Here is a 24,487-nt window from a genome sequence, read left to right on the forward strand (position 1 = left end):
CCTCCTGCTTTCAAAAACTATCACTTCATTTTGAATAACTACCAGTTAACTTCGCCTCGATAATATATCTATCTGGTGCATCCCCTATATAATCAAATGGATAGCAAGTCGTCAGTGTTAATATCGGTTCTTCTTTTTTTATAATAACAGTACGATCATCCGCATGGGTAATCCATATCTTTTGAATTTCGTATGTGTAAGTTTTATTATCATACTCTAAAACAAGAGTGTTTTTTTCTTTTAACTCTCCTAAATCTGTAAATACAGTATCCCGGTGCCCACTCAGTACCGTATGTCCCCCTCCAGATGGTGTTGTCGTTACATCACTAACGAACATTCCCACTCCTTTTTTCAGCGTTGCCTCATCCGCTCCCCAGTATATAGAAAACTTCTTCTTTATTTTCGGTATATTTAATAGTGCAACCTTTTCTCCTTCTTTATGTTCTGTTTGAGATGAAGGTACTTGGGAAGTTACAGGTGTTTCGTAAGAAAGTTGATTATGTTGTATATTTTCAAGACTCTTTAGCTCTTCTTTCGTTAATTGTTGAGCAGAACTTTTTCCTTTATACCATTCCATAGCGTAATATGATCCCATACATAGTCCTATGGCCATCAATATGATACCGATATAATTGAGTAACTTCATGTTTCATCCCTCCATGCCAAAAATGGTAGGAATAACCTACCATTTTTAATATATGAAATTATTCCATTCTTTATAGGACAATATTTTATTTACGCCTTCACTTTATTTCGACGTTTCAAACCAAATAATGTCCCCAACCCTATAAGACATGCACTTAGTGCCATCATTGCTACATTATTGGATGCTGTGTTTGGTAATTTCTCACCTTGTCCAGCTGGCTTTGTTACTTCTTTTTTAGCTACTTCATTTTTTTGCTCAGCTTTTATCGCTGCTTCTTTTTTCGCCATATCATTTTTCAATTGTTCTTGTGATATTCTCTTTTTCTCTTCTTCACTTTTTTGCTGTTCTTTAATCAATGCCTCTTTTTTCGCTTTATCGTGCTGCAGTTGCGTCTCTTCTTCCTTTGTTACTGTTCCAGTATCCGCACTTGCTACTGAAGAATATCCTACGGTTAACAGTGCCATTGCACAGATTGGTAATAGTCTTTTTTTCATTTTAGTTCTCTCCTTTTATACGTTTTACATCACTTCGCATCGGATGTATCACTAGAATAAACAAGAGATATAAATATAAAATGCAGATGAAATATATTTCATTTAAAGATTTCATGGTAGACAAATAAAAAAACATCGCAATATATACGATGTTTTTTCGGGTGTGTGTCTCAATATTTACATGTTACTTTCGCTTGATGTAGAAGTAGAATGGGCCGGAGCGATAACTAATTGTCTCGGCTCAGTTTTCTTTAAGTGATTTTTGACGTTACACTTACGACGTTGAACAACCCACGCTTTAATAGGGTTTGTCAAAATAACCTTTTGCTCTTCGTTAGGGGTCTCTTCTTCAAACCTACAACTATCGCTCCACTTACTCCATTTCATTGTAAATTTAGAAGAAGAATGATCGTCTTCTCGATCAAACAAGTGCAAAAAATCCATCTCGCCAGCTAGCATTACGGTGTTGCTAGTTGCTAAAAAAGAAAAGGTCGTCCAACGTTTCTCCATGCCCTCCTACTCCTTTTTCACATATAGAGTGCCTAAAACTTAATTTACCTAAAATATGCTTGCCTTTTACCTTACACCCATAGTTTATCCAAAACACTACTATGCAACTATCGATTTCCCTTACAACTACCTTACATTTTTGTAAGAAACAAAAAAACCTTCACTATGCATATGTGAAGGTCTCTTATTTCTTATCTATATGGTCTTTCATATCATCAAGTCCAGCTTCTTGCAGCTGTGACATCATACCATGGGAAATTGCGCCTAATACTAAAGTCATTCCAATTAGTGAAATCCGAATCGCTGGTACATCAATTATATAAGCCAACAATCCAAGAACAATTGTTAATAGTAATGCTTTTATAAATGTTACAGTTGTGTACTGTTTCTTCTTCATTATAATCACCCTCTATGGAAGCGTTTTCTTAATATAATTAGTATATCATATCATCAGATGATTTTGTTGGTATTTTGTAAAAAATTACTATCTCCTTTGACTTTTTCCTTTCTATCCTTTACAGTCGAAATGTTCACAAGTTTTACACTGTAGGAGGACTCCAATGAATATTGAAATAAAAGACACTTTAATTTCTGAAGAACAATTACAAGAAAAAGTAAAAGAACTAGCACTTCAAATCGAACGTGATTTTGAAGGAGAAGAAATCGTAGTCATCGCTGTACTAAAAGGATCTTTCGTATTTGCTGCTGATTTAATTCGTCACATTAAAAACGATGTAACAATCGACTTTATTTCTGCATCTAGCTACGGAAATCAAACAGAAACAACTGGAAAAGTGAAACTATTAAAAGATATCGATGTAAACATTACTGGAAAAAATGTGATTGTCGTAGAAGACATTATCGATTCTGGTTTAACACTTCACTTCTTAAAAGATCACTTCTTTATGCATAAACCAAAGGCACTCAAATTCTGTACGTTACTTGATAAACCTGAGCGCCGCAAAGTGGACTTAAAAGCTGAATATGTTGGCTTCCAAATTCCAGACGAATTTATCGTTGGCTACGGCATCGACTGCGCAGAAAAATATCGTAACTTACCATTTATTGCTTCAGTTGTAACGAAATAATCGTATAACTTAAAAAATCGATAGTACATAAAATTTATATCGGCGATTTTCAAAATATATCGACCGTATCTTAAATTATATCGGCGATTTCTCAAATATATCGACCGTAACTCAAATTATATCGGCGATTTTTTAAATATATCGACTTACCGACAATAACTGACAATCTTAGCGCCTTATTAATAGGAAGAAGCTGTTCTGAAATACATCGGAACAGCTCCTTTCTTTCCATTACAAAAAAATAGGGAGAGATGAAAAATGACAAAAACAAAATTTGAAAAAGTACTCCTCATCGTAAATCCAAAAGCTGGACAAGGCGACTTACATACAAATTTAACGAAAATCGTACCACCTCTTGCCGCAGCTTTTCCTGACTTACATATCCTTCATACGAAAAAACAAGGTGATGCAACAAAATATTGCCAAGAGTTTGCTAGTAAAGTAGATTTAATTATCGTCTTTGGTGGTGACGGAACAGTATTTGAATGCACAAACGGCTTAGCACCTCTTGAAACTAGACCTACACTTGCAATCATTCCAGGCGGAACTTGCAATGACTTCTCTCGCACACTAGGCGTTCCGCAAAACATTGCAGAAGCAGCAAAACTTATCACTAAGGAACACGTAAAACCAGTTGACGTTGCAAAAGCAAATGGACAACATTTCTTAAATTTCTGGGGCATTGGTCTCGTATCTGAAGTATCAAACAATATCGATGCAGAAGAAAAAGCAAAGCTTGGAAAAATCGGCTACTACTTAAGCACAATTCGAACTGTCAAAAATGCTGAAACATTCCCAGTAAAAATTACGTACGACGGACAAGTATATGAAGACGAAGCTGTCCTTGTTATGGTTGGAAACGGTGAATATCTTGGCGGGATCCCGTCCTTTATCCCAAACGTAAAATGCGACGACGGAACACTTGATATTTTCGTAGTCAAATCAACAGGCATTCAAGCGTTTAAAGATTATATCGGAAAGAAACTATTTGAAGACTCAAATGAAAATGACATCTTCCACGTAAAAGCGAAATCCATTCATATTGAAACAGAAGAAGAAAAAGAAGTAGATACAGATGGAGAAAGCTCGCTTCATACACCTTGTCAAATTGAATTATTGCAAGGACACCTTACGATGATTTATAATCCTGCGGTTGTGTAATAAAAAAAAACGAGTGCTGGCACTCGTTTTTTCTCTTCTAATCTAGTTATATTGTTGAATCATTTCTTGTATTTCTTTCACTCTCTCTAAAGTAATTCCATTTCTTTGTTCGATCGCTAAAGGATGCTCGGTTGGCTCTAATTCAACATACGGTGCCATTCCAACTTCTCTTATATGTATATTTGTTTTTAAATTTAATGTTTCTGGATAAACTGGTATTTCTACAGATAACCAACCAAAATAAGGGTCACTATTTTCTCGGTCTCTCTCATCCCACTTTTCTAATACTTCATCATAACTTTCTTTACTAAGTGATACCCACACAGTCCATATGAAATTTTCGTGGTAATCAATGATAGGAATCTCTAAACAACCTCTAATAAAGTAATGTTCATCGTCCATTACGCAAAGTTCTGATGTTAAATGGAAGCGTTCCTCTCTTTCATGAGGCGCTACCTCGTAATAATAATATGGTGCTTCACTTCCGTAGCATAGAGGTAGTGCAAAACGATTCATTTGTACTTTTTCTCCGGATTTTCTTCTTCTTTTCATTTATTATTCTTTCTCCTATCCTTTTCAGTCACAATCATACTCCCCCCAATTTTCCCAGTGCGTATTAGAATCCTTATTCACAATAATACTTGGATCTTTCTTCTCTATAGCAGCTGCTACTGATTGGAAGAATTCAATTTCACTAGAGTATAACATAGACATATTTGTTTGCGACATTCTAATAATATTGCTAAAAAAGTAGCAAAGTTTCCTGTTTGCATGCCCTAGTTCTTTTTAGATACAATGAAGGAAAGAAGCAGCTTAATACATTGGAGGATATTGCTATGAACCAAGACCCTATTTTACAAAAAGCAATAAACAAGTGGGAACGTATGAGTCAAGATTCCTCTTTCCGACAAGCCTATGACGCAAGGGAGAAAGTTTTAATGGATGAAGCTGCAAAATTCGCCCATGCAGAGACAGAAGGTATGAAAAGAGGCATGGAAAAAGGGCGAAAAGAAGGGGTTCAACAAGGAAAAATTTAAATGATTAAAAGTATGCATGATCTTGGTATACCACTTGAAACAATTGCTAAGGCAAGTAAATTAAGTGCGCATGAGGTTGAGCATATTTTAGGACATAAATAATAATGAAAAAGAGCTTGAATTGTTTCAAGCTCTTTTTTATCAACTTCCCTCGATATCATCCAATTGGGTCTTATAACATTCATCACACTCTAGCATAGTAGGAAGAATCTCTCTTTCATCAGGTAATAACACCCTCAAAACTTCTCTATCAATCTCTACGACATACTTCATAATAATGGGATATCCTTCAATAATATTCGTATACTCAATCCCTTGTTCAAACTTTTTTCCGCTCTTTATTTCTTCTATTTTCAACATAAAAAAACCGAAACCATACAAAATGATTTCAGATTTCCTATAATTAAAATATTACATTACATTTCGAACAAAAAGGAGCAGAATTGCCTCTCCTAATTTTCGTATTACATTTTGGACAATATACATATCGCTCTTCTATCTTTTCTCGTTCTATCATATGTAAGGATACTATTCTCATACTACACATAATCCCGATTAATATAAGGCTAACGATGAGTAGCATAACTCTCACTCCTCCCTTCTATATTTTACCATAAAATAATAAAGCCGATCCCCACATTGAGAATCGGTTTTATACTTACAATCCTAACTTCATCTTTGCTCCATCAGGAATTTTATCTATCGTTACTTTCACTTTATCATATAAGAACTTACCTCTCGTAAGCACATGCCAGTATGAACCTTTTGGTAATTCATCTACTCCGCCAATTGTCACTTCTTTTTCCTTACCTTTTTCATCATAAGCTTTCACTTTATATTCACAACCTTTATTTCCATCTAATTCTTTACCATCGTTATCAATTATTGCATAATGGTGCTCTATATCAAGAAATGGATTCATTTTATCAATCCCAGCGCTCCCCTTTAATAAATATGCCGCTCCTGCGACGATAACAAGTAGTGATCCAAAAATAAATCTTTTCATCTATATTCCGCCTTTTATTATGTTTTCTATGAGATGTTCCTAAGTATAGGGCCCATTTCTTAATAAAAACTCGTACTGTTTCTTAACATTTTCTTAAACTAAAAGTGAAATATTAATTAGTAAGCTCAAAAAACAAACAAAAGAACTCTTCACGCTACAATTGACAAAATTACATCTTTAGTGTAATTTTACACTATAAAGAAAAAGGAGCTGCATAATGGATAAACAAGAATTTATTGAACTCGTTAATTCAAAATTAAAACTCATCCGTGTTGAAAATAATCTATCACAAGATAAAATGTCAGAAATTATCGGTTTATCAAAGAAAACATTAGTAGAAATTGAAAAAGGAAGACGCACACTAACATGGTCAGGTGCAGTTTGTGTCGTAACACTCTTTGAACAGAGCGATATAGTCCAGATGACATTTGGGGATGATGTGAATGAAATTATAAAAACAATCGCTTTTACACATTACAATACGAACTTCCCGAAGACTTTAGGAGGAAAAGTGTGGTGGCGACAAATAAAAGAATTAAACGGTTATCAAATACAACAAAATATTTTATCCCAACATTATCGAATTTTAGATAAAGAAGACCGTAGAATATGCCATTCATTCGAACTAGATGAAATTGAACAGCGATTTATGGAAATGGCAAAAACATCTCAGTAAAGTGAAATTTTAATCAGTGTTTTTTGCTGCCCACAAATAGCAGAATAAAATAAATTACGGAGTATAATTCAAATGAAGAAACAGATACATATCACTATTTTAAATACGCTAATCATTAGCACGTTAGTATTCAATTTATTTATTTTCACATCAAGAATGAGCTTTTTACCTTGGTATATTGAAGATGGTTGGGGCTATTTAGGATTATTATTTACATCCTTAATTTTCTTACTTTGCTTCTTTCAATCTGCAAAGCTTCATAAAGACGGAAAGTTAACTATGCTGCAAAAGTTCATTCCTCTTGCTTCTGCCATACTTTCAATCTTCGTTCTTATCATCCCATCAAGTGATTTTATGACTGTATTAGCCAACTTGATTAATACGATCATATTAACAATTTATATAACTGTATTTCAAACAACACCTAATGTAAGTAATGAGAAGCTATCACATTAAAAGGGAGAGTTATTCTACAAAATAACTCTCTCTTTTATACTACTCTCAATAAGCGTAAGCCTTCATTCTATTTACTTACTCATCACCGTTCTTCTTCTTTGCTTATACAAATAAGCACCACTCACAACAACAAAAACAAGCCCGCCAAAATACACGCCATACTCTATTACAATCGCTACAATACTTTCAATATGTTGTCCAAATAAAGAACCGAGCACAAAGTAAACGAGTGTCCAAACAAATCCTGTCGTATAGGAATACAAGGCATACGTCTTAAATGACATGTTATTCATTCCAACTAAATATGGTACGATATGTCTTACAACTGGTATGAAGTAGCTTGTGACTAACGCATAATGGCCATACTTCTCTACCATTTGTTGAGACTTCAAAAGATACTTTGCCTTTTTCCTTTTCATTAACTTATCAAGTACTTTCGTACCAAATATTTTTCCTACTATATAACCTAAAGATAGGCCAGATACAACGCCTAAATATGTTAGTAAAAATGCTGACATGACACTTAATATTCCTAGTGAAGAGACAAAACCACCGCTCATTACGATCATTTCGTCTGGAATTGGCATACCGATAATACCTAACCATAAACAGAAAAATAGTGCCCAATAACCATACTGTTCAATATAAGATAATAATTCATGTAATTCCATTAGGCATAAGCTCTCCTTAACTCTTTTTTACAGCTAAAGATGTACGCTGGCGGGAAATTGAGCCACACTTTTTGGAGCGTAATTTCAGGGAAGAAATGTTGTATAAATCCTTTTTTCACAAGTGAATATTGAAATGTAATAAATTCACCATTCTCATGTATCGCTTCCATTACATTGTTTAAAATACGCCTTGAAACTTCTTCTGGTAAAGAAGTAAACGGTAATCCTGATAAGACGTAGCCAATGCATTCTATATTGAACTCTTCCATATACTTCTTTATATTTTCAGCTGAGCCGTGTACAACAATGACGTTCTGCTCATTTTTAAACTTTCTCTGTAACTCTTTACAAAACACTTCATTAATTTCAATAAGAAGAAATATTGTTTCCTTCCTCTTTCTCTTCATAATTTCTTTCGTGAAAACACCTGTACCAGGACCTAGCTCTACGATGCATTTCGCTCTATTAAAATCAATTACATCTACCATTTTTCTTGCTAATATTTTTGAACTTGGCGCAATCGCACCAGTATGTTTCGGATGTTTTATAAATTCATGTAAGAATGTTATGAGTTGCATGTAAACCTCTCCCCCATTCGTTCAATAGTTTTTAACTTGTTTCTAAGTATAACTATCGTTTCTTAACAAAAATTGAGGAGATTTCTTAAGATTTTATGAAGAATGAAAAAAACAGCTACCGCTTATAGCGATAGCTGCTCACTTATTATTTCGCACTCACAATCTTATAATAAGAACGAACTGTTAGGAAGTAATATCCGATATAAATGACGCCATATACTCCAATACTAATTAGAAGCGGGATCATAATTTCGAATGGTAATATATTTGACAAACCTTTTAGTGCAAATAAACTGTGTAAAATACCAATAATTAACGGAATAGCAAAGATAAAGCTCACTTGTTTTGCGATAGCTCTCTTCATCTCTTGCTTCGTTACACCAATTTTATGAAGAACAACGTAACGATCACGGTCAGCACTTGCTTCTGTAAGCTGCTTAAAGTAAATGATTGAGCCTGTCGCTAATAGGAAAACTAATCCTAAGAATAGCCCAATGAACATCATTAAACCTGTCGTTTCAATTCCCATTTGGAATCCTGTATAGAAATCGTTAAATGGTTTTAAAACTTCCGATTCGCCTGCTGGCATAATGCTTGCTAATTTCGCTGTTAACTCTTTACTATTTCGCTCACCTTTTACATCAATATTTTTTACAGTACGTGTTTCATGTACTTGTTTCGCCTGCTCATATGTTTGATCCGGAACAATTACAAATAGTTCATTTAAGTTTGTAAGACTTCTACTATTTACCCCTCTAATGTTTAGCTCTTTCGATTCATTCCCAACAGGAAATACAGCTTTATTTCCTGTATAAAGAGGACCAAAATCTAGTTTTTCAATATAGAGGCTATCGTATACAAAGGCTTCATTCGCACCTAAGTTTACAGGCTCTACATCTAATCGTTTCGCAATTGTATTAAAGCTTGATTGAGAAATAAGCTGGTACTGCTTCGTAACATTATAATGTGTGTTCAGCACTTGATCTGCTCTTTCACCTTTAAATGTTCCCTTCACAGGAATCATTTCAACTTCTGATTCATATGTCACTGGATGATTGCTCTTCTCTCCAGCAAGTATTTCTTTTACTTTTTTATCTAGTGCTTCATCTTTTTTCTCGTAAGAATAACTATACGGAGCAGCAACTTTTGATTGCGTAAATGTGTTGTAATACATCGTAACTGACGTACCAACCGCTGTTAATGTCACTGCACTTAAAATAGCAATTGTCGCTAATGATTTCGCGTTTCCTTTAATACGATATAGTAGTTGCGATGTCGTTACCATATTCATACCGTTATAAAACGCTGACTTATTATTTCTTGCGCGCTTCAATACAAATACTGTGAAGAACATAAACAATAAATAAGTTCCTGCTACTGTCGCTAGTAAAATGTATAATGCAACGACCATAAAGTCTGCATACATAACTGCTTTCATGTACATTAACGCTAAGAAATAACCTGAACCGATTAAGAAAACTGAAATTAATGCCATAATAACCGATCCTTTTGGCATTGTTTCTCCTTCACGTTCTGCTCGGAAAAGTTCAATTAGCTTAAAGCGATAAATTAAACGATACCCTTGAAGTGATGTATACAAAATAATGACAAAGAAAATAATTGCTGTATCAATAACTGCGGCCATCGGTACTTCAAAATGAACGTGTAAGTTGATTCCCATCATACTTATTAGTAGTTCAAGGAATAGTTTTGAAAGAACGCTACCGATCGCAATCCCGATAATTAAAGACATTAATCCCATTAACATATTTTCATAAAACAGCATTTTACCGATCTGTCTTTTACGAATGCCTAATAAGGAATATAGCCCAACTTCTTTTTTACGTTTTCGTGTAAAGAAACCGTTCGAATATATAATGAACACCGCTACGAAAATAATTAGCATAACACTTGAAACTTGGAACGCTCCGCTAATTTTTTTAGAGGCTTCCGCAGCTTTTTCCATTTGTGAATTATACTGCAACGCCTTAAATGTAAAATAAATGACGATGCTAAAGATCATAGATGCAAAATATACAAAGTAGTCTTTAAAGTTCCGCTGTATGTTGCGGAGGGCAATGCTAGATAAGGTCATCAGCCATACCTCCGGAAATGGAAGACATTACGTCAACGACTTGTTGGAAGAACTGTTTACGCGTTAATTCCCCGCGGTGCAATTCTTTATATAACTCACCATCTTTAATGAAAATAACTCGTTTACAGTAACTCGCCGCAAACGCATCATGTGTTACCATTAAAATTGTAGAGTTATCATATTCATTTAACGACTTCATACTTTCAAGTAAATCTGTCGCTGATTTAGAATCAAGCGCTCCTGTCGGCTCGTCCCCGAAAATCATACTAGGATTCGTAACAATCGCACGCGATGCTGCGCAGCGCTGCTTCTGTCCGCCTGACACTTGATATGGGAACTGACTTAAAATGTGATCAATACCAAATTTCTTTGAGATTTCAAGAACGCGGCGATCAATCTCACTCGCTTTCACCTTTGACAACGCAAGAGGTAACGCAATGTTCTCTTTCACCGTTAACGTATCTAATAAATTATAATCTTGGAAAATGAACCCTAAATGATCGCGGCGGAATAACGCTAGCTTATCATCGTTCATCTTCACAATATCTTTTCCATCAATTAAAATTTCACCGTTTGTCGCATTATCAATTGTAGAAAGAACGTTTAGTAAAGTCGTTTTACCCGAACCGGAAGGTCCCATAATTCCAACGAACTCACCTTCTTTGACTTGTAAGTTAATACCTTTTAACGCTGCAAATTTATTACCACCCGTGTCATACACTTTTTCAATATTTTTTGCTTCTAACACTGTTTTCATCTCGACATCCCTCATTTCTTCTATCCTCTATTTTTAACTATATACACTCTCTACTTTTGCCACTATCGATATTTCTTACACAAACATGACAGTTATGTAAGACGCATAAGTAAAGATATAAAAATTTAACCTACTGAACGAAAGTACTTTGTTACTATAGCATTGGGATATCATACCATCCATTCATTCTCCTTACAGGAACATTACAATTTTGTAAGGTTAAAAATGTACCCTACAAAGTTGTGCATGAAATGTCGGATGGACTTCGTTTGTTCCTGCTATTCTATTTTACAAGGAGGTCATCGTATGGATTCACTTAAAAACATGAATGCGGCCATGCAATATATTGAAAACAACTTAACAGATGAAATTGATTTTAAAGAAGTCGCAAAAATAGCTTACTGCTCTGAATACCATTTCAAAAGAATGTTTTCTTTTCTCGCTGGCGTATCACTATCAGAATATATTCGCTGTAGACGACTTACTCTTGCTGCTTTTGAACTAAAAGATAACGATGCAAAAGTCATTGATATCGCTATAAAATATGGGTACAACTCACCGGATTCTTTTGCACGTGCCTTTCAAAACTTGCACGGCATAACACCCTCAGAGGCCCGAAATAGTAGCCGTTCTTTAAAAGCTTATTCACCAATGACCTTCCAGTTATCGATTCAAGGAGGAAACGAAATGAACTATCGAATTGAAGAAAAAGAACCCTTTCGAATTATTGGTATTACAAAACGAGTACCGATTGTATTTAACGGTGTAAATGAAGAAATTGCTTCTATGTGGAAAAGTTTAAATCCAGATTCCATTCAAACGTTAAAGTCACTTTTAAACATGGAACCGAACGGAATCATTAGTGCTTCTACTAACTTTTCTGAAGGAAGAATGGAGGAAAAAGGCGAACTCGATCACTACATTGGAGTAGCCTCAACGAAAACTTGTCCAGAGCAATTCGCACAACTTGAAGTCGCAGCTTCAATATGGGCTATATTTGAAGCTGTCGGTCCATTTCCTGAAACATTACAAAATGTATGGGGACGCATTTATTCCGAATGGTTTCCTTCTTCGAACTATGAATTAGCGGAAGGACCGGAGATATTGTGGAATGAACAGAAAGATATATCTTCTCCAAACTTTAAAAGTGAAATTTGGATACCAGTTTTGAAAAAATAAGAAATAAAGCTACTTTTCCTTAGAAGGAAAAGCAGCTTTTTTTTACATTTTTAGTTCTTTTTTATAAATAACATATGATGTTATCGTTGATATGAAGAGGCATATTAATATTATTCCAACCCCTACAAAAATATTAAATGGATCTGGAAGTAACGCCCCAACATATATACAAAGTGAACCTATTACAAATACCCTCGAAGCAAATCTGTGTGTTTTTCTCCAAACTACAGGATTTTCTAATGTCCAGTCCATCCGTATTCCTACTAAACCATTTGGCTTCGTTTGTTGCATATAATTGCCGAGTACAAGAAACAACGTTCCAATTCCAAAATTAAATGCAATGGAGCCCGATGCAATATAATTAGACGCTGCTAATAGTGCAAATAAGTTACAGCCGAATCCTATCAAAAGAATAGCATAATGGATTGCAGATAGAACTTTACCATGCTGTTTATACTTATCTTTCGTTACATCAATATACCCTATAGCTAGCCATATCAAATACAGCAACACCATGCTTCCTATCGAAACTGAACTTGCTTCTACTTTAGAAAAATATCCATCTACTACTCCTGCCGCATTATAATGACGTGGAATTTTTTCCGGTAAATATGGCCATACAATATACCATCCGATTGCAATCCCAATAGTTAAACTCCATGGTAATACGTGTCTTTTCATCCTCTCTCCCCCATAATTTTTTATTAGGCCCCTATTTCTTTCTTATAAGCAGCATATGAATATCCCATCGTTAATCCTACTGCACCAATAATAATGCCAATGATTAGGAAAGCTTTCCACGCTACCGGTGCAAAAACACTTAAAATCATAATAACTCCTAATACAACAAACACCTTCCCACTAAAACGGTGTGTCTTTCTCCACACTTCCTCGTTACTTAACGTCCACGGTGTTTTTATACCGACAAAGTAGTTTGGTTTGCACTGCGGTAAATAGTTTCCGATGACTATAAATAAAAGGCCAACAAGAATATGCGGTGTACTATTCATTGGAATGTCATAACCTAATCCAGCTCCAATTCCAATGATACTTACTAAAAATAATAGGAATAATACGCTATAATTCATTACATTATATCCTTTAGAAAATTTCTCATAATTCCCATGCTTCGGATCTATCTTAGGCAATAAAGTCAATAAAGCATATATAAAAACCATAATTGATACATCAAAAATCATCCTTCCCATTTTTGACATATGTCCATCTACCTCACCAGCAAGGTTCCAATGGCTCGGAACTTGGCCTGGTAAATACGGCCACGCGGCACACCATGCAATAATCGTTAAAGCAATTAATAATAACGGAAATATATGCTTCCTCATTTCCCCTCTTCCCCCTTATTCGTAAACGTAAACACCCAAGTCAACAAATCTTGAAATACAGTTGTATTTAAAGAGTACATAACGAATTGCCCTCTTTTTTCATCTTGAATAAGTTCAGCATTTTTAAGTGCGTTTAAGTGGTGTGAAATACTTGGCTTTGTCATATTGAAATGTTCAGCAATCTCACCAGCAGTTAGATCACCTTCTTTTAATAAGTCTAAAATTTTTCGCCTTGTTGGATCTGCTAATGCTTTGAATGCTTGATTCAATGTCTTTCTTCCTTTCACTAATTAGACATTTAGATATTTATCTAAATGTTAAAACGTTTTCAATTCATTGTCAATTATACATACGCCCTTTTTACTTTTCTCACTTTTAACCCATACTGTTTACTAGCTCATCATTCAACATAATGAAAAGACTCGAAACACATGATACACTATAGCTACAATTGTTTTTTAGGAGGAATATACATATGTATAAAATTTTAATCGTTGAAGACGATCCAAATATTTCATCATTACTACAATCTCACATTCAAAAATACGGCTATGAAGCTGTTGTTGCGGAGAACTTCGATGATATTATGGAATCGTTTAACGCAGTGAAACCACACCTTGTTTTACTTGATGTAAACCTACCGAAATTCGATGGATTCTACTGGTGCCGTCAAATTCGTCATGAATCTACTTGTCCTATTATCTTTATTTCAGCTCGTGCTGGTGAAATGGAACAAATTATGGCGATTGAAAGCGGTGCTGATGATTATATTACAAAACCGTTCCACTACGACGTTGTAATGGCGAAAATTAAAGGTCAATTACGCCGTATTTACGGTGATTATGCACCAAACATTTCTGAACGTATCGTTGAAGTAGAAGGACTAAAACTATTCCCAGAACGTCCAGAAATTCATTTCGGTGCTGAGCAAGTTCTTTTGACGAAGAAAGAGGCAATTTTAGCAGAAATGTTATTATCTAAATTCCCTCGTACAGCGAGCCGTGAAGATTTACTAGCCGCTCTTTGGGACGACGAAAGCTTCGTTGAAGAAAATACATTAAACGTAAACATTACGCGTCTTCGTAAGAAGTTCAATGAGCTTGGTATTGAAAATGCTATTGAAACCGTACGTGGACTTGGGTATCGTTTTAACGCAACTTGGAGTGAATAAGCATGAAGCTATTTTTACGTGATCATTTTGCATTTTTTCTACTATACGTATTAAACTTCGGTATCATCTTCGTTCTGTATGATGCAGTAGATGGATTTCAAAATAATAAATTTTACTTCGTCGTTTTAAGTTTATATTTATTCATTTGTTTCCTCGCTTATCGTTACGTCCGCAATCGTAGAATGTACCATAGATTAAGTGAGCAACCAGAGAAAATGGAAGATGCGTTTATTGAAAGAGCAACTGCTCCGATGCCTCACGGTGTAAATGAACTCGTGCGAACGCAATATCGTCTATTCCAAAAAGAACTTCAATCGTATGAAGTAAAACAACAAGAACATCAATTATTCATTAATCACTGGGTGCATCAAATGAAGACGCCTGTATCTGTTATGCAGCTTATGGTGCTCGAAATGGAAGATGAACATTTAATTCCGAAATTCAAAAAAGAATTAGAACGATTAAATCAAGGACTCGATATGGCTTTATATATGGCAAGGCTAAATAACTTCCATGAAGACTTCCATGTTGAGACGATTTCATTAAAAGATACGGTAACTAAAAATATTAATGGATTAAAAGAACTATTCATTCGAAACGGGGTCTTCCCTGTTTTAGAAGTTCATTCCGATTTAAAAGTTGCTTCTGATGCGAAATGGCTAAATTTCATTATTTATCAGTTAATGACAAATGCGGTTCGTTACTCTGGTGAGCGCGGGAAGAAAGTTTTCTTATCTGCTTATCGAAACGGAAAAGATATTATTTTAGAAGTTCGCGATGAAGGTGTCGGTATTCCGCAAGAAGATATTCGAAGAGTATTTGAACCGTTTTACACTGGAAAAAACGGTCGCGCATTCGGAGAGTCTACTGGTATGGGACTTTATATTGTAAGTAAAATTTGTGATTATTTAGGTCACTCTGTCAAACTAGATTCTGAAGTTGGTAAAGGAACGACGATTAAAATCATCTTCCACAATGCTGCAAATAATCAAGCAGAGCATACAGAGAAGGTGACTGAAGCATGATCGAAACATATGCTAGCAAAATGTATGAGAACACAATCTCATACATTTTTTGCAATAAAACTACATGTTTGCCTTCTAGCGGGAGGTACATGTTATGACATTTTGGCAGTTTGCCTTTAAAAATGTAACACGTAATTCCAGAGCTTATTTTGCTTATTTCGTAAGCAGTTCCTTTTCAATTGCTGTTTTCTTTTCGTTTGCTGTTTACTTATTTCATCCGAAATTACAAAACTTTAGCATGACCTCTGAAGTTTCAGGATTAATGATATTTTCAGAAGTAGTAATTGTATTTTTCTCTTTCTTCTTTTTACTATATTCCATCGGTACTTTTTTAAAAGTGCGAAAAAAACAGTTCGGCGTTTTGACCGTTTTAGGAATATCGAGAAAGCAATTACATCGTCTCGTTTTTATGGAGAATATGTTAATCGGTATTTTATCTATCTTTTTCGGTATGCAGTTTGGACTTGTCTTTTCACAATTTTTCTTATTAGTCACAGCGAAAATTACGCACGTACCAGGGATATATTTATACTTGCCTATTAACGCGTTTATTTTAACAACCATCGTTTTCCTTAGTCTTTTTATCACTGTCTCTACATTCACACCAATACTTATCCGTACAAAAAAAGCGGTACGCCTTTTAAAAACAAATGCCGGAAAACAAAAGGAAAAAAAACCATCCATACTTATTTCTTTATTTGGTGCAATTTGTTTATTAGGTGGTTATGCTTTAGCTGGAAATCCTAAATATTTCGTATCAGTAAGCCCGCAAATAGGTGTTATATATATGGTTTCGAGTATTTTTATTATTCCAACGCTTGTTACAATCGGTACATATTTTTTCTTTTCACAAATTAGTTTTTTAATTATTTATATTTTGAAGAAAAGAAGAAAGTTTTATATGAAACAGATTAATATGCTTTGGATTTCTGATTTAGCAAGCCGGATTCGAACGAATATTAATATGCTTTTTATTGTAGCAATGCTCTCTACAATTGCTTTCACAATGATTACGTTCTTATATGGATTCGGAAAATTTATTAAGCTAGATGTTAATAGAACTGCTCCTTTCCCTATTTCTTATTTTTCTTATGATGCGAACCCTTTTGTTACAGATCATTTAAATTGGCTTGAACAACAATTACAAAAAGAGCATTTCCCTTATGAGAAAATAAAAGCTGATATATATGAGACACCGCTAGAAGAAGATAAAGGTGTAGCTATTTATAATGACGTATACGCAATGAAGCAAAGTGACTATAACAAACTTGCTGCTTCTTTACGAATGAAACAACTATTTATGAATGATAACGAAGCATACGTGTTAACAGGGACATCTTATGTCACTATATTCAACGAATTTGAGCAGAGCTACAAAAGAGATTACATTACACTCTCTAGTACAAATACGAAATTAAAAGTAAAAGGCTATGAACATGTTAATGCAATCCCTTCTGACTTTTCATATCAAACGATAGTTTTGCCTGATATTCACGTAAATAACTTACCCAACACGATAAAGCATATATCGGCATACAATTACAAAATTCAAAACTGGGAACAGACATATAAAATTGCTGATGATTTTATAGAAAAAGTGCAAAAAGATCGCAATAAACTCCAGTATGAAGGACCTCTTATTCGCTCCTTTGAATCAGCAGGTTCATTATACAGAATCACATCTGGTAGCGCCGCGTACTTCCTAATCGGAACATTTTTAGGAGTCATTTTCTTCATCGGAGCTGGTAGCGTTCTTTACTTTAGAATGTATACTGATTTGACGAACGAACAAGAGAAATATATAACAATTTCTAAAATCGGTGTAACATATACAGAAATAAAACAATCTGCAACCATCCAGCTTAGTATTTTATTTTTCGTTCCGTACATTATGGCATCCATTCATACAATGTTTGCAACGAAAATGCTACAAGATGTAATTGGTTTATCTTTGTTCAAAGAAGTTGCAGCCGTTCTTATTATTTTTGGATTCGTTGAAATCGTATTTTTCTTATTCATTCGTTCACTTTATATGCAAAAGTTATCACAATATACGAATGGTTAACATATTAAAAAGATTATTACATGAGAAGGTGGGGTCTCTTCCCTCTTTTTCAGGCTCATTATATTAGGAGGTTTAGGTGAATGACATTTTGGCAGTTTGCATTTAAAAACGTGACCCGGAACGCCAGAGCTTATTTCGCCTATTTTGTAAGCAGTGCGTTTTCCATCGCAATTTTTTTCTCGTTTGCAGTTTATTTATTTCATCCTAAATTGCATATGACAGACGTGAATGTTGCTCTGAACATATTAATGACAATTTCAGAAGTTGTCATTGTATTCTTTTCGTTTTTCTTTTTACTATATTCAATCGGTACTTTCTTAAAAGTACGAAAAAAACAATTCGGGATTTTAACAGTACTTGGTATATCGCCCAAGCAATTTAAGAGACTCGTATTTCTAGAAAACATGCTAATTGGTGTCCTATCTATATTTTTCGGCATTCAACTTGGACTTGTCTTCTCGCAGTTCTTTTTATTAGTTACCGCAAAAATTACACATGTGCCTGGTTTATATTTATATTGGCCAACGGGTGCCATTATTTTAACTATGATTATCTTTCTTGGACTTTTCATTCTCGTCTCATCTTTTACACCAATGCTCATTCGGACGAGAAAGGCTGTACGCCTTTTAAAAGAAGGAACAAAACAAAAAGAAAGAAAAGCATCCGTGCTCATCTCTCTATTTGGTGCGACATGTTTAATAACTGGATATGTATTAGCGGCAAATCCGTTATATTTTATGTCCCTAGGTGATATGATTGGAATCCTATATGCCGTCTCTAGTATATTTGTCATTCCTTCACTTGTTGCAGCTGGAACATATTTTTTCTTTTCACAAATTAGTTTTTTACTCATTCGTATATTAAAAACGAGAAGAACATTTTATATGAAGCGAATTAATATGCTTTGGATTTCTGATTTAGCAGCGCGCATTCGGACAAACATTAACATGCTCTTTATTGTAGCGATGCTATCAACACTCGCTTTTACTATGATTACATTCTTATACGGTTTTGGGAAATTCACAAAATTTGATGCAGTAAGGAAAAATCCTTTTCCTTTTACATATTTATCACATACTGAAAATACGTTAGCGGATGAACATTTGAATTGGTTAAAACAAAAGTTTAACGAAGAGCAATTTTCTTATAAACAATTTAAAACGGATATATATGAAGTATCTTCAGCGGAAGAAACCCCGCATCTCTATTATGCAATTAAACAAAGTGAGTATAATATACTTTCTAAAGCATTAAACTGGGAAAATCTCCACGTGAAGAATAACGAATCGTATGTCCTTATGAAAGACATAGATGATCAATTCATTGGCACAATTTATGATACCGAAAGGAAAGATATTCTTACACTTACTCAAAATAGCCTACAGCTACAAGTAAAAGAATATAAAAATTATAATCCTTTCCCAAACAGCTTAATCTCACAATTACTCGTATTATCTGATGAAAATGTAGAGGCATTATCATCAGTTTCAAAACAGATGAGTGTATATAACTTTAAAGTTAACAATTGGGAAAAAGCACATAACATCGGTTCGGAATTTATAACAAAAATTATTAATGATAATGAAACGATCAAAGCTGAGCATCCACCATTCCATGCGAGTGAAGCAAGTGATTCTCTATACAAAACAAAACTAAATGTCGCTTCATTCTTCTTAATTGGTACTTTCTTAGGTGTTATTTTCTTTATCGGTGCTGGCAGTGTTCTTTACTTCCGAATGTATACAGATTTAACAAATGAGCAAGAAAAGTATGTAACGATTACAAAAATCGGTTTAACAGAAGCTGAGATGAAACGATCTGCTACAATTCAACTTGCGATTCTTTTCTTTGTTCCATACATTATGGCATCGATTCATACGATGTTTGCGACAAAGATGCTACAAGAAGTATTACATCTCTCGTTCTTCGCTGAGATTACAGTCGTACTTATGATTTTTGGAACGGTTGAAATTTTATTTTTCCTTTTAATTCGTTCCTTCTATATGCAAAAATTATCACATCACATTAAGTTTTAACGGATAGAAAGGTGATTACTATGGAAGAAGTTTTACACATAAAAAATGTCTCAAAAGTGTATGAAGGAAAAGTCCCTCATACTGCTTTAAAAAATATAAATTTACATGTAGATAAAGGTGAATTTGTCGCTATCATGGGACCATCTGGTAGTGGTAAATCTACATTTTTAAACGTTATCTCTACAATTGATTCCCCTACTTCTGGTGATGTCGTGATTAACGGAAAAAAACCGCACACATTTCGTAGAGAGAAGTTAGCTATTTTCCGCCGCCAAGAGTTAGGATTTGTTTTCCAAAACTTTAACCTACTAGATACACTAACAATCGGTGAAAATATCGTACTACCTTTAACATTAGATAATGTTCCATTAAAAGAAATGGACGAAAAGCTTAATAACATTTCCAAAAAGCTTGGCATTGATCATATTTTAGACAAACGTATTTTTGAAGTTTCTGGGGGACAAGCACAACGTACCGCAGTAGCACGTGCTGTTATTCATCATCCGTCACTTCTACTTGCCGATGAACCAACGGGAAATTTAGATTCAAAAGCGGCAATTGACGTGATGGAACTATTTACGAAATTGAATAAAGAAGAAGATGCAACAATTTTAATGGTTACGCACGATCCATTCGCAGCAAGTTATTGTAACCGCGTCATTTTCATTAAAGATGGCGAGCTTTACAACGAATTACACCGCGGATTATATCGCGAGAAGTTTTATCAAGAAATATTAGATGTTTTAGCATTATTAGGAGGAAGACGTGGATGACATTTTGGCAATTTGCATTTAAAAATGTCTCGCGTAATTCGAAAGCATATTTCGCTTATTTTGTAAGTAGTGCTTTTTCTATCATGGTTTTCTTTTCATTTACTGTATACGCGTATCATCCACGCTTACAAATTATGAATAAATTACAGGAACAAGATCCACTGATGAACTTAGCCGGCATGGCACAGTTTGTTATCGTTTTGTTCTCGTTCTTCTTTCTCTTATATTCTATTGGGACATTTTTAAATGTACGGAAACAACAATTTGGCGTTTTAACTGTTCTCGGTATATCTCAAAAACAATTAAAACGTCTTTTGTTTACTGAAAATATGATCATTGGAATGCTTGCTATCTTTGCAGGTATTCAAGGCGGTCTTGTGTTCTCTAACTTTTTCTTACTCGTTACTTCTAAATTAACAAGTGCAAAAGGCCTCTATTTATATTGGCCAACCGAAGCTATTATCGTAACAACAGTAACTTTTATTATTTTATTTTTCATCGTTTCTACATTTACACCGATGTTCATTCGTACTCGGAAAACAACACAGCTCATTAAGGGGACAAAAAAAGGAGACATAGAAAAAAAACCATCTATTCTCATTTCGATATTTGCTGTAATTTGTTTAGGGCTTTGCTATTATATCGCCGGTTACCCGCAAGGCTACGTAACTGAAAAAAATGCACAAAATGGATCTGTATTCTTAATTATGCTATCCATTTTACCGCTCGTAGTAATCGGGACATATTTATTCTTTTCACAAACATTTCTTCTTTTCATCTATATTTTAAAGAAACGAAGAAAGTTTTATTTAAAACAAATAAATATGTTATGGATTTCGGATTTAGTTTCTCGTACCCGCAGTAATATTAATGTACTCTTTATCGTTTCTATGCTATCTGCACTTGCATTTACAATTATTATCGGGTTATTTGCTGCAAACAATCATACGAAAGCATCCATACTAGAACGATATCCAATACCGTTTACCTATACATCAGAAGGTGTTAATTCATTTGAACAAAAGCATATTACTACGATTGAAACTGAACTTACAACTGCTAATTTTCAATATAACAAATATAAGTTTACCGTTTTAAAAGATACAGCTTCAAAAGAGTCAATTGCCATTATGAAAATGAGTGATTATAACGCAATTGCAAAGCAATTAAACCGGCCAGAAATCACTCTTGATTCTACACAAGTTTATAGTATTTCTCGCTATTCACCAGCGCTATTAAATCTCGTGTCTAACCCATTTGCGAAGCAGGACACGATTGCACTTGGCTCTAATAAAAAAGAATTTCAAATTAAAGGTTTTATTAATAAAGGAATCGCACCACCCTTTACATTACCTCACTTAATTGTGATGCAAGATGAAGTAATTGAAAATATGATTCCTCATATTGAAACAATTACAGTTTATAATTACTTCGTAGAAAATTGGGAAAATGCAATTATCCCAACAAAAAACATATTAAAAAGCTTAGATCACGATTCAGAAACCTTGTATGAAGCACATAAGGATGAAAAAAATTTCAGCCAGCCATTTCATATTGATACAGCTACGGATGAACTCATTCACAGTCAAGAAAATGCAGTCGCTCGATTCTTTATTTGGGCATTTCTCGGCTTTATCTTCTTTATCGGTGCGGCTAGTGTTTTATATTTCCGTATGTATAACGACTTAACAACTGAAAAACAAAAATACATTACGATTACAAAACTTGGTTTAACAGAATCCGAAATGTTTCGCTCTGCAACGATTCAATTAGGAATTTTATTTTTCGTTCCTTACATCGTTGCTGGTGTTCACACGTTATTTGCAGTTAAGTTTTTACAAAGCATGTTCGCTTTTTCTTTATTAAAAGAGTTATTAATTGTACTCACTTTCTTTGGGATTATCGAGATTATTTTCTTCTTCTTAATCCGTTCTCTGTACATTAATAAATTATCACAACACATAAAAATATGAATAAAATGGCCTTGTGCAATACGCACAAGGCCATTTTCAATAGTTTTTAATTAGCAGCAATATCCGCCGTAGCCGCCAGCATAACCGCCGTAACCACCATAACCACAAGAACCGCCACCGCCGAAGCAGCTAGCACCGATGATGATTAATAAAATAAACAATACGATTAGAAGCGCAAAACCGCCGCCGCACCCATGTCTGCGGTTACAATCATCATGTCTGTGTTCACACTTTTCGCTCATTACTCTATTCCTCCTTTAGTATCATTCATAACAAGTTCACCTTGCTCTAAATGAGGGGATTCCATTTATAGTATGTTTTCAGGGCGAATAGGAAGCTTGGCTTACTTAAAAACGGGCTTGTTTTAGGAATTGGGCTTCATCAAAAAAAGATACCTATTCAGGTATCTTTTAAAGAAACATATTCAATACAAGGGCAAAACCAAATGCAATAAATGATAACAATGTCTCCAGCACCGTCCACGTTTTAAACGTTTCCTTCACCGTCAAACCTAAATACTCTTTTACAAGCCAGAACCCTGCATCATTTACGTGAGAAAACATTAATGAGCCTGCACCGGTTGCTATAACGAGCAATTCTAAATTCACACCAGACATGTGCTGAATAACTGGTGAAACAATTCCTGCTGCTGTCGTTAATGCTACTGTCGCTGAACCTGTTGCAATTCGAATTAAACCGGCTACCATGAACGCAAGTACGATTGGTGATAACGATATATGTTCTGCCATTTGCGCAATCGCCGTTCCAACGCCGCTTTCAATTAATATTTGTTTAAATCCACCGCCTGCACCGATTATTAAAATTATGGAACCGACAGGTAATAAGCTTTCATCCGTTAATTTTTTAATCATCTTTTTATTAATACCTTGTCTCATGCCAAGTAAATAAAATGCTGCAAAACATGAAATTAGTAAAGCGATTACTGGACTTCCTACAAATACAAAAAATTCAGTCATCTTTTTCGGTAATGAAATATATGTTGCAACGACTGATAAAATCATCAATACAACTGGTAATAAAATAATAAAGAATGAAACTTTACGACTCGGTAAATCAGTTGATACAGTCGTAACTCGAATAAGCTCTGGTTCATTTTCAGGTATAACCCTTTTATGTACCCACTTTGCAAATATCGGCCCTGCGATAATGGCTGTTGGTAGCGCGATAAGTAATGAATATAAAAGTACCTTTCCTAAGTTCGCGTTATAAATACCGATTGCTTTCATCGCCCCTGGATGTGGTGGCACGAGCCCATGTACGATAGATAATCCCGCAATAACAGGTAACGCAATTAATAATATATTTTGCTTCGTCGTTTTTCGAATGGAAATAACGAGTGGTAATAAAATGACAATCCCCACTTCAAAAAATACCGGAATCCCTATAACAAATCCTGCAAATAACATAGCCCACGGTAGTTTCTTCACACCAAAAAATCGAATAAAGAAATCTGCCACTTGCATGCCGGCCCCTGAATCGGACATCATTTTTCCTAAAATTGTACCGAGAGCTAAAATACCAACTAAATGCCCTAGTACACTACCAACACCAGATTCATAGGCAGTCACTATTTTCGTTAAATTCAATCCAGACATAATAGCTAAAAATAAACTCGCAACTGTTAAACTAATAAATGCATGCTATTTCCACCATGATACCCCTAAAATGACAATTGCAATTGCAAGTAACGTGACGATTAATAAGTATATATCCATCTCTCATTCCC

The 24,487-nt window shown here is 34.6% G+C and carries 28 protein-coding genes and 2 pseudogenes; 12 read left to right on the forward strand and 18 right to left on the reverse strand.

Annotated elements, in window-relative coordinates:
- Positions 1-25: 25 nt before the first annotated feature.
- From AAG068_RS24125 to AAG068_RS24140, 4 genes are all read right to left on the reverse strand, one after another.
- Positions 26-646 (reverse strand): class D sortase, encoded by a 621-nt coding sequence (locus tag AAG068_RS24125; RefSeq protein WP_342716097.1) that lies wholly within the window; start codon positions 644-646, stop codon positions 26-28.
- An 89-nt stretch (positions 647-735) separates the two neighbouring features.
- Positions 736-1,140 (reverse strand): LPXTG cell wall anchor domain-containing protein, encoded by a 405-nt coding sequence (locus tag AAG068_RS24130; protein ID WP_342716098.1) that lies wholly within the window; start codon positions 1,138-1,140, stop codon positions 736-738.
- 177 nt (positions 1,141-1,317) lie between these two features.
- Positions 1,318-1,650 (reverse strand): hypothetical protein, encoded by a 333-nt coding sequence (locus tag AAG068_RS24135; RefSeq protein ID WP_342716099.1) that lies wholly within the window; start codon positions 1,648-1,650, stop codon positions 1,318-1,320.
- Between the two features lie 184 nt (positions 1,651-1,834).
- Positions 1,835-2,050, reverse strand: coding sequence for a hypothetical protein (locus tag AAG068_RS24140; RefSeq protein WP_002156638.1), 216 nt, complete (start codon positions 2,048-2,050; stop codon positions 1,835-1,837).
- A 160-nt stretch (positions 2,051-2,210) separates the two neighbouring features.
- Between AAG068_RS24140 and hpt the strand changes: the two genes are divergently transcribed.
- The gene (gene hpt / locus AAG068_RS24145) at positions 2,211-2,738 is read left to right on the forward strand and encodes a hypoxanthine phosphoribosyltransferase (RefSeq protein WP_001019305.1); all 528 of its coding nucleotides are present in this window, start codon (positions 2,211-2,213) and stop codon (positions 2,736-2,738) included.
- A 258-nt stretch (positions 2,739-2,996) separates the two neighbouring features.
- Positions 2,997-3,899: a diacylglycerol/lipid kinase family protein gene (locus AAG068_RS24150; protein ID WP_342716100.1), complete on the forward strand. Its 903-nt coding sequence runs from the start codon at positions 2,997-2,999 to the stop codon at positions 3,897-3,899.
- A gap of 42 nt (positions 3,900-3,941) precedes the next feature.
- Here AAG068_RS24150 and AAG068_RS24155 read toward each other — a convergent pair whose 3' ends face one another.
- Positions 3,942-4,451 carry a DUF2199 domain-containing protein gene (locus tag AAG068_RS24155; protein ID WP_342716101.1) on the reverse strand — a complete coding sequence of 170 codons (510 nt, stop codon included), beginning with the start codon at positions 4,449-4,451 and terminating at the stop codon, positions 3,942-3,944.
- A 24-nt stretch (positions 4,452-4,475) separates the two neighbouring features.
- The gene (locus AAG068_RS24160) at positions 4,476-4,613 is read right to left on the reverse strand and encodes a DUF7003 family protein (RefSeq protein WP_428846007.1); all 138 of its coding nucleotides are present in this window, start codon (positions 4,611-4,613) and stop codon (positions 4,476-4,478) included.
- Positions 4,614-4,675: 62 nt separating this feature from the next.
- Between AAG068_RS24160 and AAG068_RS24165 the strand changes: the two are divergent.
- Positions 4,676-5,038, forward strand: a pseudogene (locus AAG068_RS24165) (Rpn family recombination-promoting nuclease/putative transposase); the annotation flags it as partial.
- Between the two features lie 39 nt (positions 5,039-5,077).
- Here the strand turns inward: AAG068_RS24165 and AAG068_RS24170 are convergent.
- The 3 genes from AAG068_RS24170 to AAG068_RS24180 form a co-directional block, all read right to left on the reverse strand.
- Complete coding sequence (locus AAG068_RS24170) at positions 5,078-5,296, reverse strand: hypothetical protein (RefSeq protein ID WP_342716102.1); 219 nt, start codon at positions 5,294-5,296, stop codon at positions 5,078-5,080.
- Positions 5,297-5,339: 43 nt separating this feature from the next.
- The gene (locus tag AAG068_RS24175; RefSeq protein WP_342716103.1) at positions 5,340-5,519 is read right to left on the reverse strand and encodes a hypothetical protein; all 180 of its coding nucleotides are present in this window, start codon (positions 5,517-5,519) and stop codon (positions 5,340-5,342) included.
- 75 nt (positions 5,520-5,594) lie between these two features.
- Positions 5,595-5,942, reverse strand: coding sequence for a YxeA family protein (locus tag AAG068_RS24180; RefSeq protein WP_342716104.1), 348 nt, complete (start codon positions 5,940-5,942; stop codon positions 5,595-5,597).
- A 217-nt stretch (positions 5,943-6,159) separates the two neighbouring features.
- Between AAG068_RS24180 and AAG068_RS24185 the strand changes: the two genes are divergently transcribed.
- Positions 6,160-6,618, forward strand: coding sequence for a helix-turn-helix transcriptional regulator (locus AAG068_RS24185; RefSeq protein ID WP_342716105.1), 459 nt, complete (start codon positions 6,160-6,162; stop codon positions 6,616-6,618).
- Between the two features lie 72 nt (positions 6,619-6,690).
- The gene (locus AAG068_RS24190) at positions 6,691-7,074 is read left to right on the forward strand and encodes a hypothetical protein (RefSeq protein WP_342716106.1); all 384 of its coding nucleotides are present in this window, start codon (positions 6,691-6,693) and stop codon (positions 7,072-7,074) included.
- Between the two features lie 71 nt (positions 7,075-7,145).
- On the opposite strand, the gene AAG068_RS24195 is transcribed toward AAG068_RS24190, so the two are convergent.
- From AAG068_RS24195 to AAG068_RS24210, 4 genes are all read right to left on the reverse strand, one after another.
- Entirely contained in the window at positions 7,146-7,745 is a 600-nt protein-coding gene (locus tag AAG068_RS24195; RefSeq protein ID WP_342716107.1) for a DedA family protein, read from the reverse strand.
- Complete coding sequence (locus AAG068_RS24200) at positions 7,745-8,323, reverse strand: class I SAM-dependent methyltransferase (RefSeq protein WP_342716108.1); 579 nt, start codon at positions 8,321-8,323, stop codon at positions 7,745-7,747. Before AAG068_RS24200 ends, AAG068_RS24195 begins: the two co-directional genes overlap by 1 nt.
- Before the next feature lie 145 nt (positions 8,324-8,468).
- Positions 8,469-10,418, reverse strand: coding sequence for an ABC transporter permease (locus AAG068_RS24205; protein ID WP_342716110.1), 1,950 nt, complete (start codon positions 10,416-10,418; stop codon positions 8,469-8,471).
- Positions 10,405-11,175 (reverse strand): ABC transporter ATP-binding protein, encoded by a 771-nt coding sequence (locus AAG068_RS24210; protein WP_000859654.1) that lies wholly within the window; start codon positions 11,173-11,175, stop codon positions 10,405-10,407. The genes AAG068_RS24205 and AAG068_RS24210 overlap by 14 nt, the downstream gene beginning before the upstream one ends.
- A gap of 306 nt (positions 11,176-11,481) precedes the next feature.
- On the opposite strand from AAG068_RS24210, the gene AAG068_RS24215 reads away from it, so the two are divergent.
- Positions 11,482-12,354, forward strand: a complete 873-nt coding sequence (locus tag AAG068_RS24215) for an AraC family transcriptional regulator (protein WP_342716111.1) — start codon at positions 11,482-11,484, stop codon at positions 12,352-12,354.
- 42 nt (positions 12,355-12,396) lie between these two features.
- Here AAG068_RS24215 and AAG068_RS24220 read toward each other — a convergent pair whose 3' ends face one another.
- The 3 genes from AAG068_RS24220 to AAG068_RS24230 are packed head-to-tail and all read right to left on the reverse strand — an operon-like array spanning position 12,397 to position 13,966.
- Entirely contained in the window at positions 12,397-13,035 is a 639-nt protein-coding gene (locus AAG068_RS24220) for an SdpI family protein (protein ID WP_342716112.1), read from the reverse strand.
- Positions 13,036-13,058: 23 nt separating this feature from the next.
- Complete coding sequence (locus AAG068_RS24225) at positions 13,059-13,697, reverse strand: SdpI family protein (RefSeq protein ID WP_342716113.1); 639 nt, start codon at positions 13,695-13,697, stop codon at positions 13,059-13,061.
- Positions 13,694-13,966 (reverse strand): autorepressor SdpR family transcription factor, encoded by a 273-nt coding sequence (locus AAG068_RS24230; protein ID WP_098304233.1) that lies wholly within the window; start codon positions 13,964-13,966, stop codon positions 13,694-13,696. Before AAG068_RS24230 ends, AAG068_RS24225 begins: the two co-directional genes overlap by 4 nt.
- 206 nt (positions 13,967-14,172) lie before the next feature.
- On the opposite strand from AAG068_RS24230, the gene AAG068_RS24235 reads away from it, so the two are divergent.
- The 6 genes from AAG068_RS24235 to AAG068_RS24260 all read left to right on the forward strand — a co-directional run bounded on the left by AAG068_RS24235 (position 14,173) and on the right by AAG068_RS24260 (position 22,740).
- Positions 14,173-14,868 carry a response regulator transcription factor gene (locus AAG068_RS24235; RefSeq protein ID WP_000276736.1) on the forward strand — a complete coding sequence of 232 codons (696 nt, stop codon included), beginning with the start codon at positions 14,173-14,175 and terminating at the stop codon, positions 14,866-14,868.
- A gap of 2 nt (positions 14,869-14,870) precedes the next feature.
- Positions 14,871-15,893, forward strand: a complete 1,023-nt coding sequence (locus tag AAG068_RS24240) for a sensor histidine kinase (RefSeq protein ID WP_342716115.1) — start codon at positions 14,871-14,873, stop codon at positions 15,891-15,893.
- A gap of 94 nt (positions 15,894-15,987) precedes the next feature.
- Positions 15,988-17,958, forward strand: coding sequence for an ABC transporter permease (locus AAG068_RS24245; protein WP_342716116.1), 1,971 nt, complete (start codon positions 15,988-15,990; stop codon positions 17,956-17,958).
- An 80-nt stretch (positions 17,959-18,038) separates the two neighbouring features.
- Positions 18,039-19,994: an ABC transporter permease gene (locus AAG068_RS24250; protein WP_342716117.1), complete on the forward strand. Its 1,956-nt coding sequence runs from the start codon at positions 18,039-18,041 to the stop codon at positions 19,992-19,994.
- 20 nt (positions 19,995-20,014) lie between these two features.
- Positions 20,015-20,767 carry an ABC transporter ATP-binding protein gene (locus AAG068_RS24255; RefSeq protein ID WP_071757563.1) on the forward strand — a complete coding sequence of 251 codons (753 nt, stop codon included), beginning with the start codon at positions 20,015-20,017 and terminating at the stop codon, positions 20,765-20,767.
- On the forward strand, positions 20,764-22,740 hold the full coding sequence (locus tag AAG068_RS24260) for an ABC transporter permease (protein ID WP_342716118.1): 1,977 nt from the start codon (positions 20,764-20,766) through the stop codon (positions 22,738-22,740). Before AAG068_RS24255 ends, AAG068_RS24260 begins: the two co-directional genes overlap by 4 nt.
- A gap of 50 nt (positions 22,741-22,790) precedes the next feature.
- Here the strand turns inward: AAG068_RS24260 and AAG068_RS24265 are convergent, their stop codons facing one another.
- Both AAG068_RS24265 and gntP read right to left on the reverse strand, forming a co-directional pair.
- Positions 22,791-22,982 (reverse strand): YjcZ family sporulation protein, encoded by a 192-nt coding sequence (locus AAG068_RS24265; RefSeq protein ID WP_001290399.1) that lies wholly within the window; start codon positions 22,980-22,982, stop codon positions 22,791-22,793.
- 168 nt (positions 22,983-23,150) lie between these two features.
- Positions 23,151-24,476, reverse strand: a pseudogene (gene gntP, locus AAG068_RS24270) (gluconate permease GntP).
- Between the last annotated feature and the right edge of the window lie 11 nt (positions 24,477-24,487).

It is taken from the genome of Bacillus paramycoides, assembly GCF_038971285.1.
GTDB lineage: Bacteria > Bacillota > Bacilli > Bacillales > Bacillaceae_G > Bacillus_A.

What these genes read in the sequence shown, in the direction of transcription:
- AAG068_RS24125 (WP_342716097.1), bottom strand. Translation starts at nt 646, where the DNA reads ATGAAGTTACTCAATTATATCGGTATCATATTGATGGCCATAGGACTA.
- AAG068_RS24130 (WP_342716098.1), bottom strand. Translation starts at nt 1,140, where the DNA reads ATGAAAAAAAGACTATTACCAATCTGTGCAATGGCACTGTTAACCGTA.
- AAG068_RS24135 (WP_342716099.1), bottom strand. Translation starts at nt 1,650, where the DNA reads ATGGAGAAACGTTGGACGACCTTTTCTTTTTTAGCAACTAGCAACACC.
- hpt (WP_001019305.1), top strand. Translation starts at nt 2,211, where the DNA reads ATGAATATTGAAATAAAAGACACTTTAATTTCTGAAGAACAATTACAA.
- AAG068_RS24150 (WP_342716100.1), top strand. Translation starts at nt 2,997, where the DNA reads ATGACAAAAACAAAATTTGAAAAAGTACTCCTCATCGTAAATCCAAAA.
- AAG068_RS24155 (WP_342716101.1), bottom strand. Translation starts at nt 4,451, where the DNA reads ATGAAAAGAAGAAGAAAATCCGGAGAAAAAGTACAAATGAATCGTTTT.
- AAG068_RS24160 (WP_428846007.1), bottom strand. Translation starts at nt 4,613, where the DNA reads ATGTCTATGTTATACTCTAGTGAAATTGAATTCTTCCAATCAGTAGCA.
- AAG068_RS24170 (WP_342716102.1), bottom strand. Translation starts at nt 5,296, where the DNA reads ATGTTGAAAATAGAAGAAATAAAGAGCGGAAAAAAGTTTGAACAAGGG.
- AAG068_RS24175 (WP_342716103.1), bottom strand. Translation starts at nt 5,519, where the DNA reads ATGCTACTCATCGTTAGCCTTATATTAATCGGGATTATGTGTAGTATG.
- AAG068_RS24180 (WP_342716104.1), bottom strand. Translation starts at nt 5,942, where the DNA reads ATGAAAAGATTTATTTTTGGATCACTACTTGTTATCGTCGCAGGAGCG.
- AAG068_RS24185 (WP_342716105.1), top strand. Translation starts at nt 6,160, where the DNA reads ATGGATAAACAAGAATTTATTGAACTCGTTAATTCAAAATTAAAACTC.
- AAG068_RS24190 (WP_342716106.1), top strand. Translation starts at nt 6,691, where the DNA reads ATGAAGAAACAGATACATATCACTATTTTAAATACGCTAATCATTAGC.
- AAG068_RS24195 (WP_342716107.1), bottom strand. Translation starts at nt 7,745, where the DNA reads ATGGAATTACATGAATTATTATCTTATATTGAACAGTATGGTTATTGG.
- AAG068_RS24200 (WP_342716108.1), bottom strand. Translation starts at nt 8,323, where the DNA reads ATGCAACTCATAACATTCTTACATGAATTTATAAAACATCCGAAACAT.
- AAG068_RS24205 (WP_342716110.1), bottom strand. Translation starts at nt 10,418, where the DNA reads ATGACCTTATCTAGCATTGCCCTCCGCAACATACAGCGGAACTTTAAA.
- AAG068_RS24210 (WP_000859654.1), bottom strand. Translation starts at nt 11,175, where the DNA reads ATGAAAACAGTGTTAGAAGCAAAAAATATTGAAAAAGTGTATGACACG.
- AAG068_RS24215 (WP_342716111.1), top strand. Translation starts at nt 11,482, where the DNA reads ATGGATTCACTTAAAAACATGAATGCGGCCATGCAATATATTGAAAAC.
- AAG068_RS24220 (WP_342716112.1), bottom strand. Translation starts at nt 13,035, where the DNA reads ATGAAAAGACACGTATTACCATGGAGTTTAACTATTGGGATTGCAATC.
- AAG068_RS24225 (WP_342716113.1), bottom strand. Translation starts at nt 13,697, where the DNA reads ATGAGGAAGCATATATTTCCGTTATTATTAATTGCTTTAACGATTATT.
- AAG068_RS24235 (WP_000276736.1), top strand. Translation starts at nt 14,173, where the DNA reads ATGTATAAAATTTTAATCGTTGAAGACGATCCAAATATTTCATCATTA.
- AAG068_RS24240 (WP_342716115.1), top strand. Translation starts at nt 14,871, where the DNA reads ATGAAGCTATTTTTACGTGATCATTTTGCATTTTTTCTACTATACGTA.
- AAG068_RS24245 (WP_342716116.1), top strand. Translation starts at nt 15,988, where the DNA reads ATGACATTTTGGCAGTTTGCCTTTAAAAATGTAACACGTAATTCCAGA.
- AAG068_RS24250 (WP_342716117.1), top strand. Translation starts at nt 18,039, where the DNA reads ATGACATTTTGGCAGTTTGCATTTAAAAACGTGACCCGGAACGCCAGA.
- AAG068_RS24255 (WP_071757563.1), top strand. Translation starts at nt 20,015, where the DNA reads ATGGAAGAAGTTTTACACATAAAAAATGTCTCAAAAGTGTATGAAGGA.
- AAG068_RS24260 (WP_342716118.1), top strand. Translation starts at nt 20,764, where the DNA reads ATGACATTTTGGCAATTTGCATTTAAAAATGTCTCGCGTAATTCGAAA.
- AAG068_RS24265 (WP_001290399.1), bottom strand. Translation starts at nt 22,982, where the DNA reads ATGAGCGAAAAGTGTGAACACAGACATGATGATTGTAACCGCAGACAT.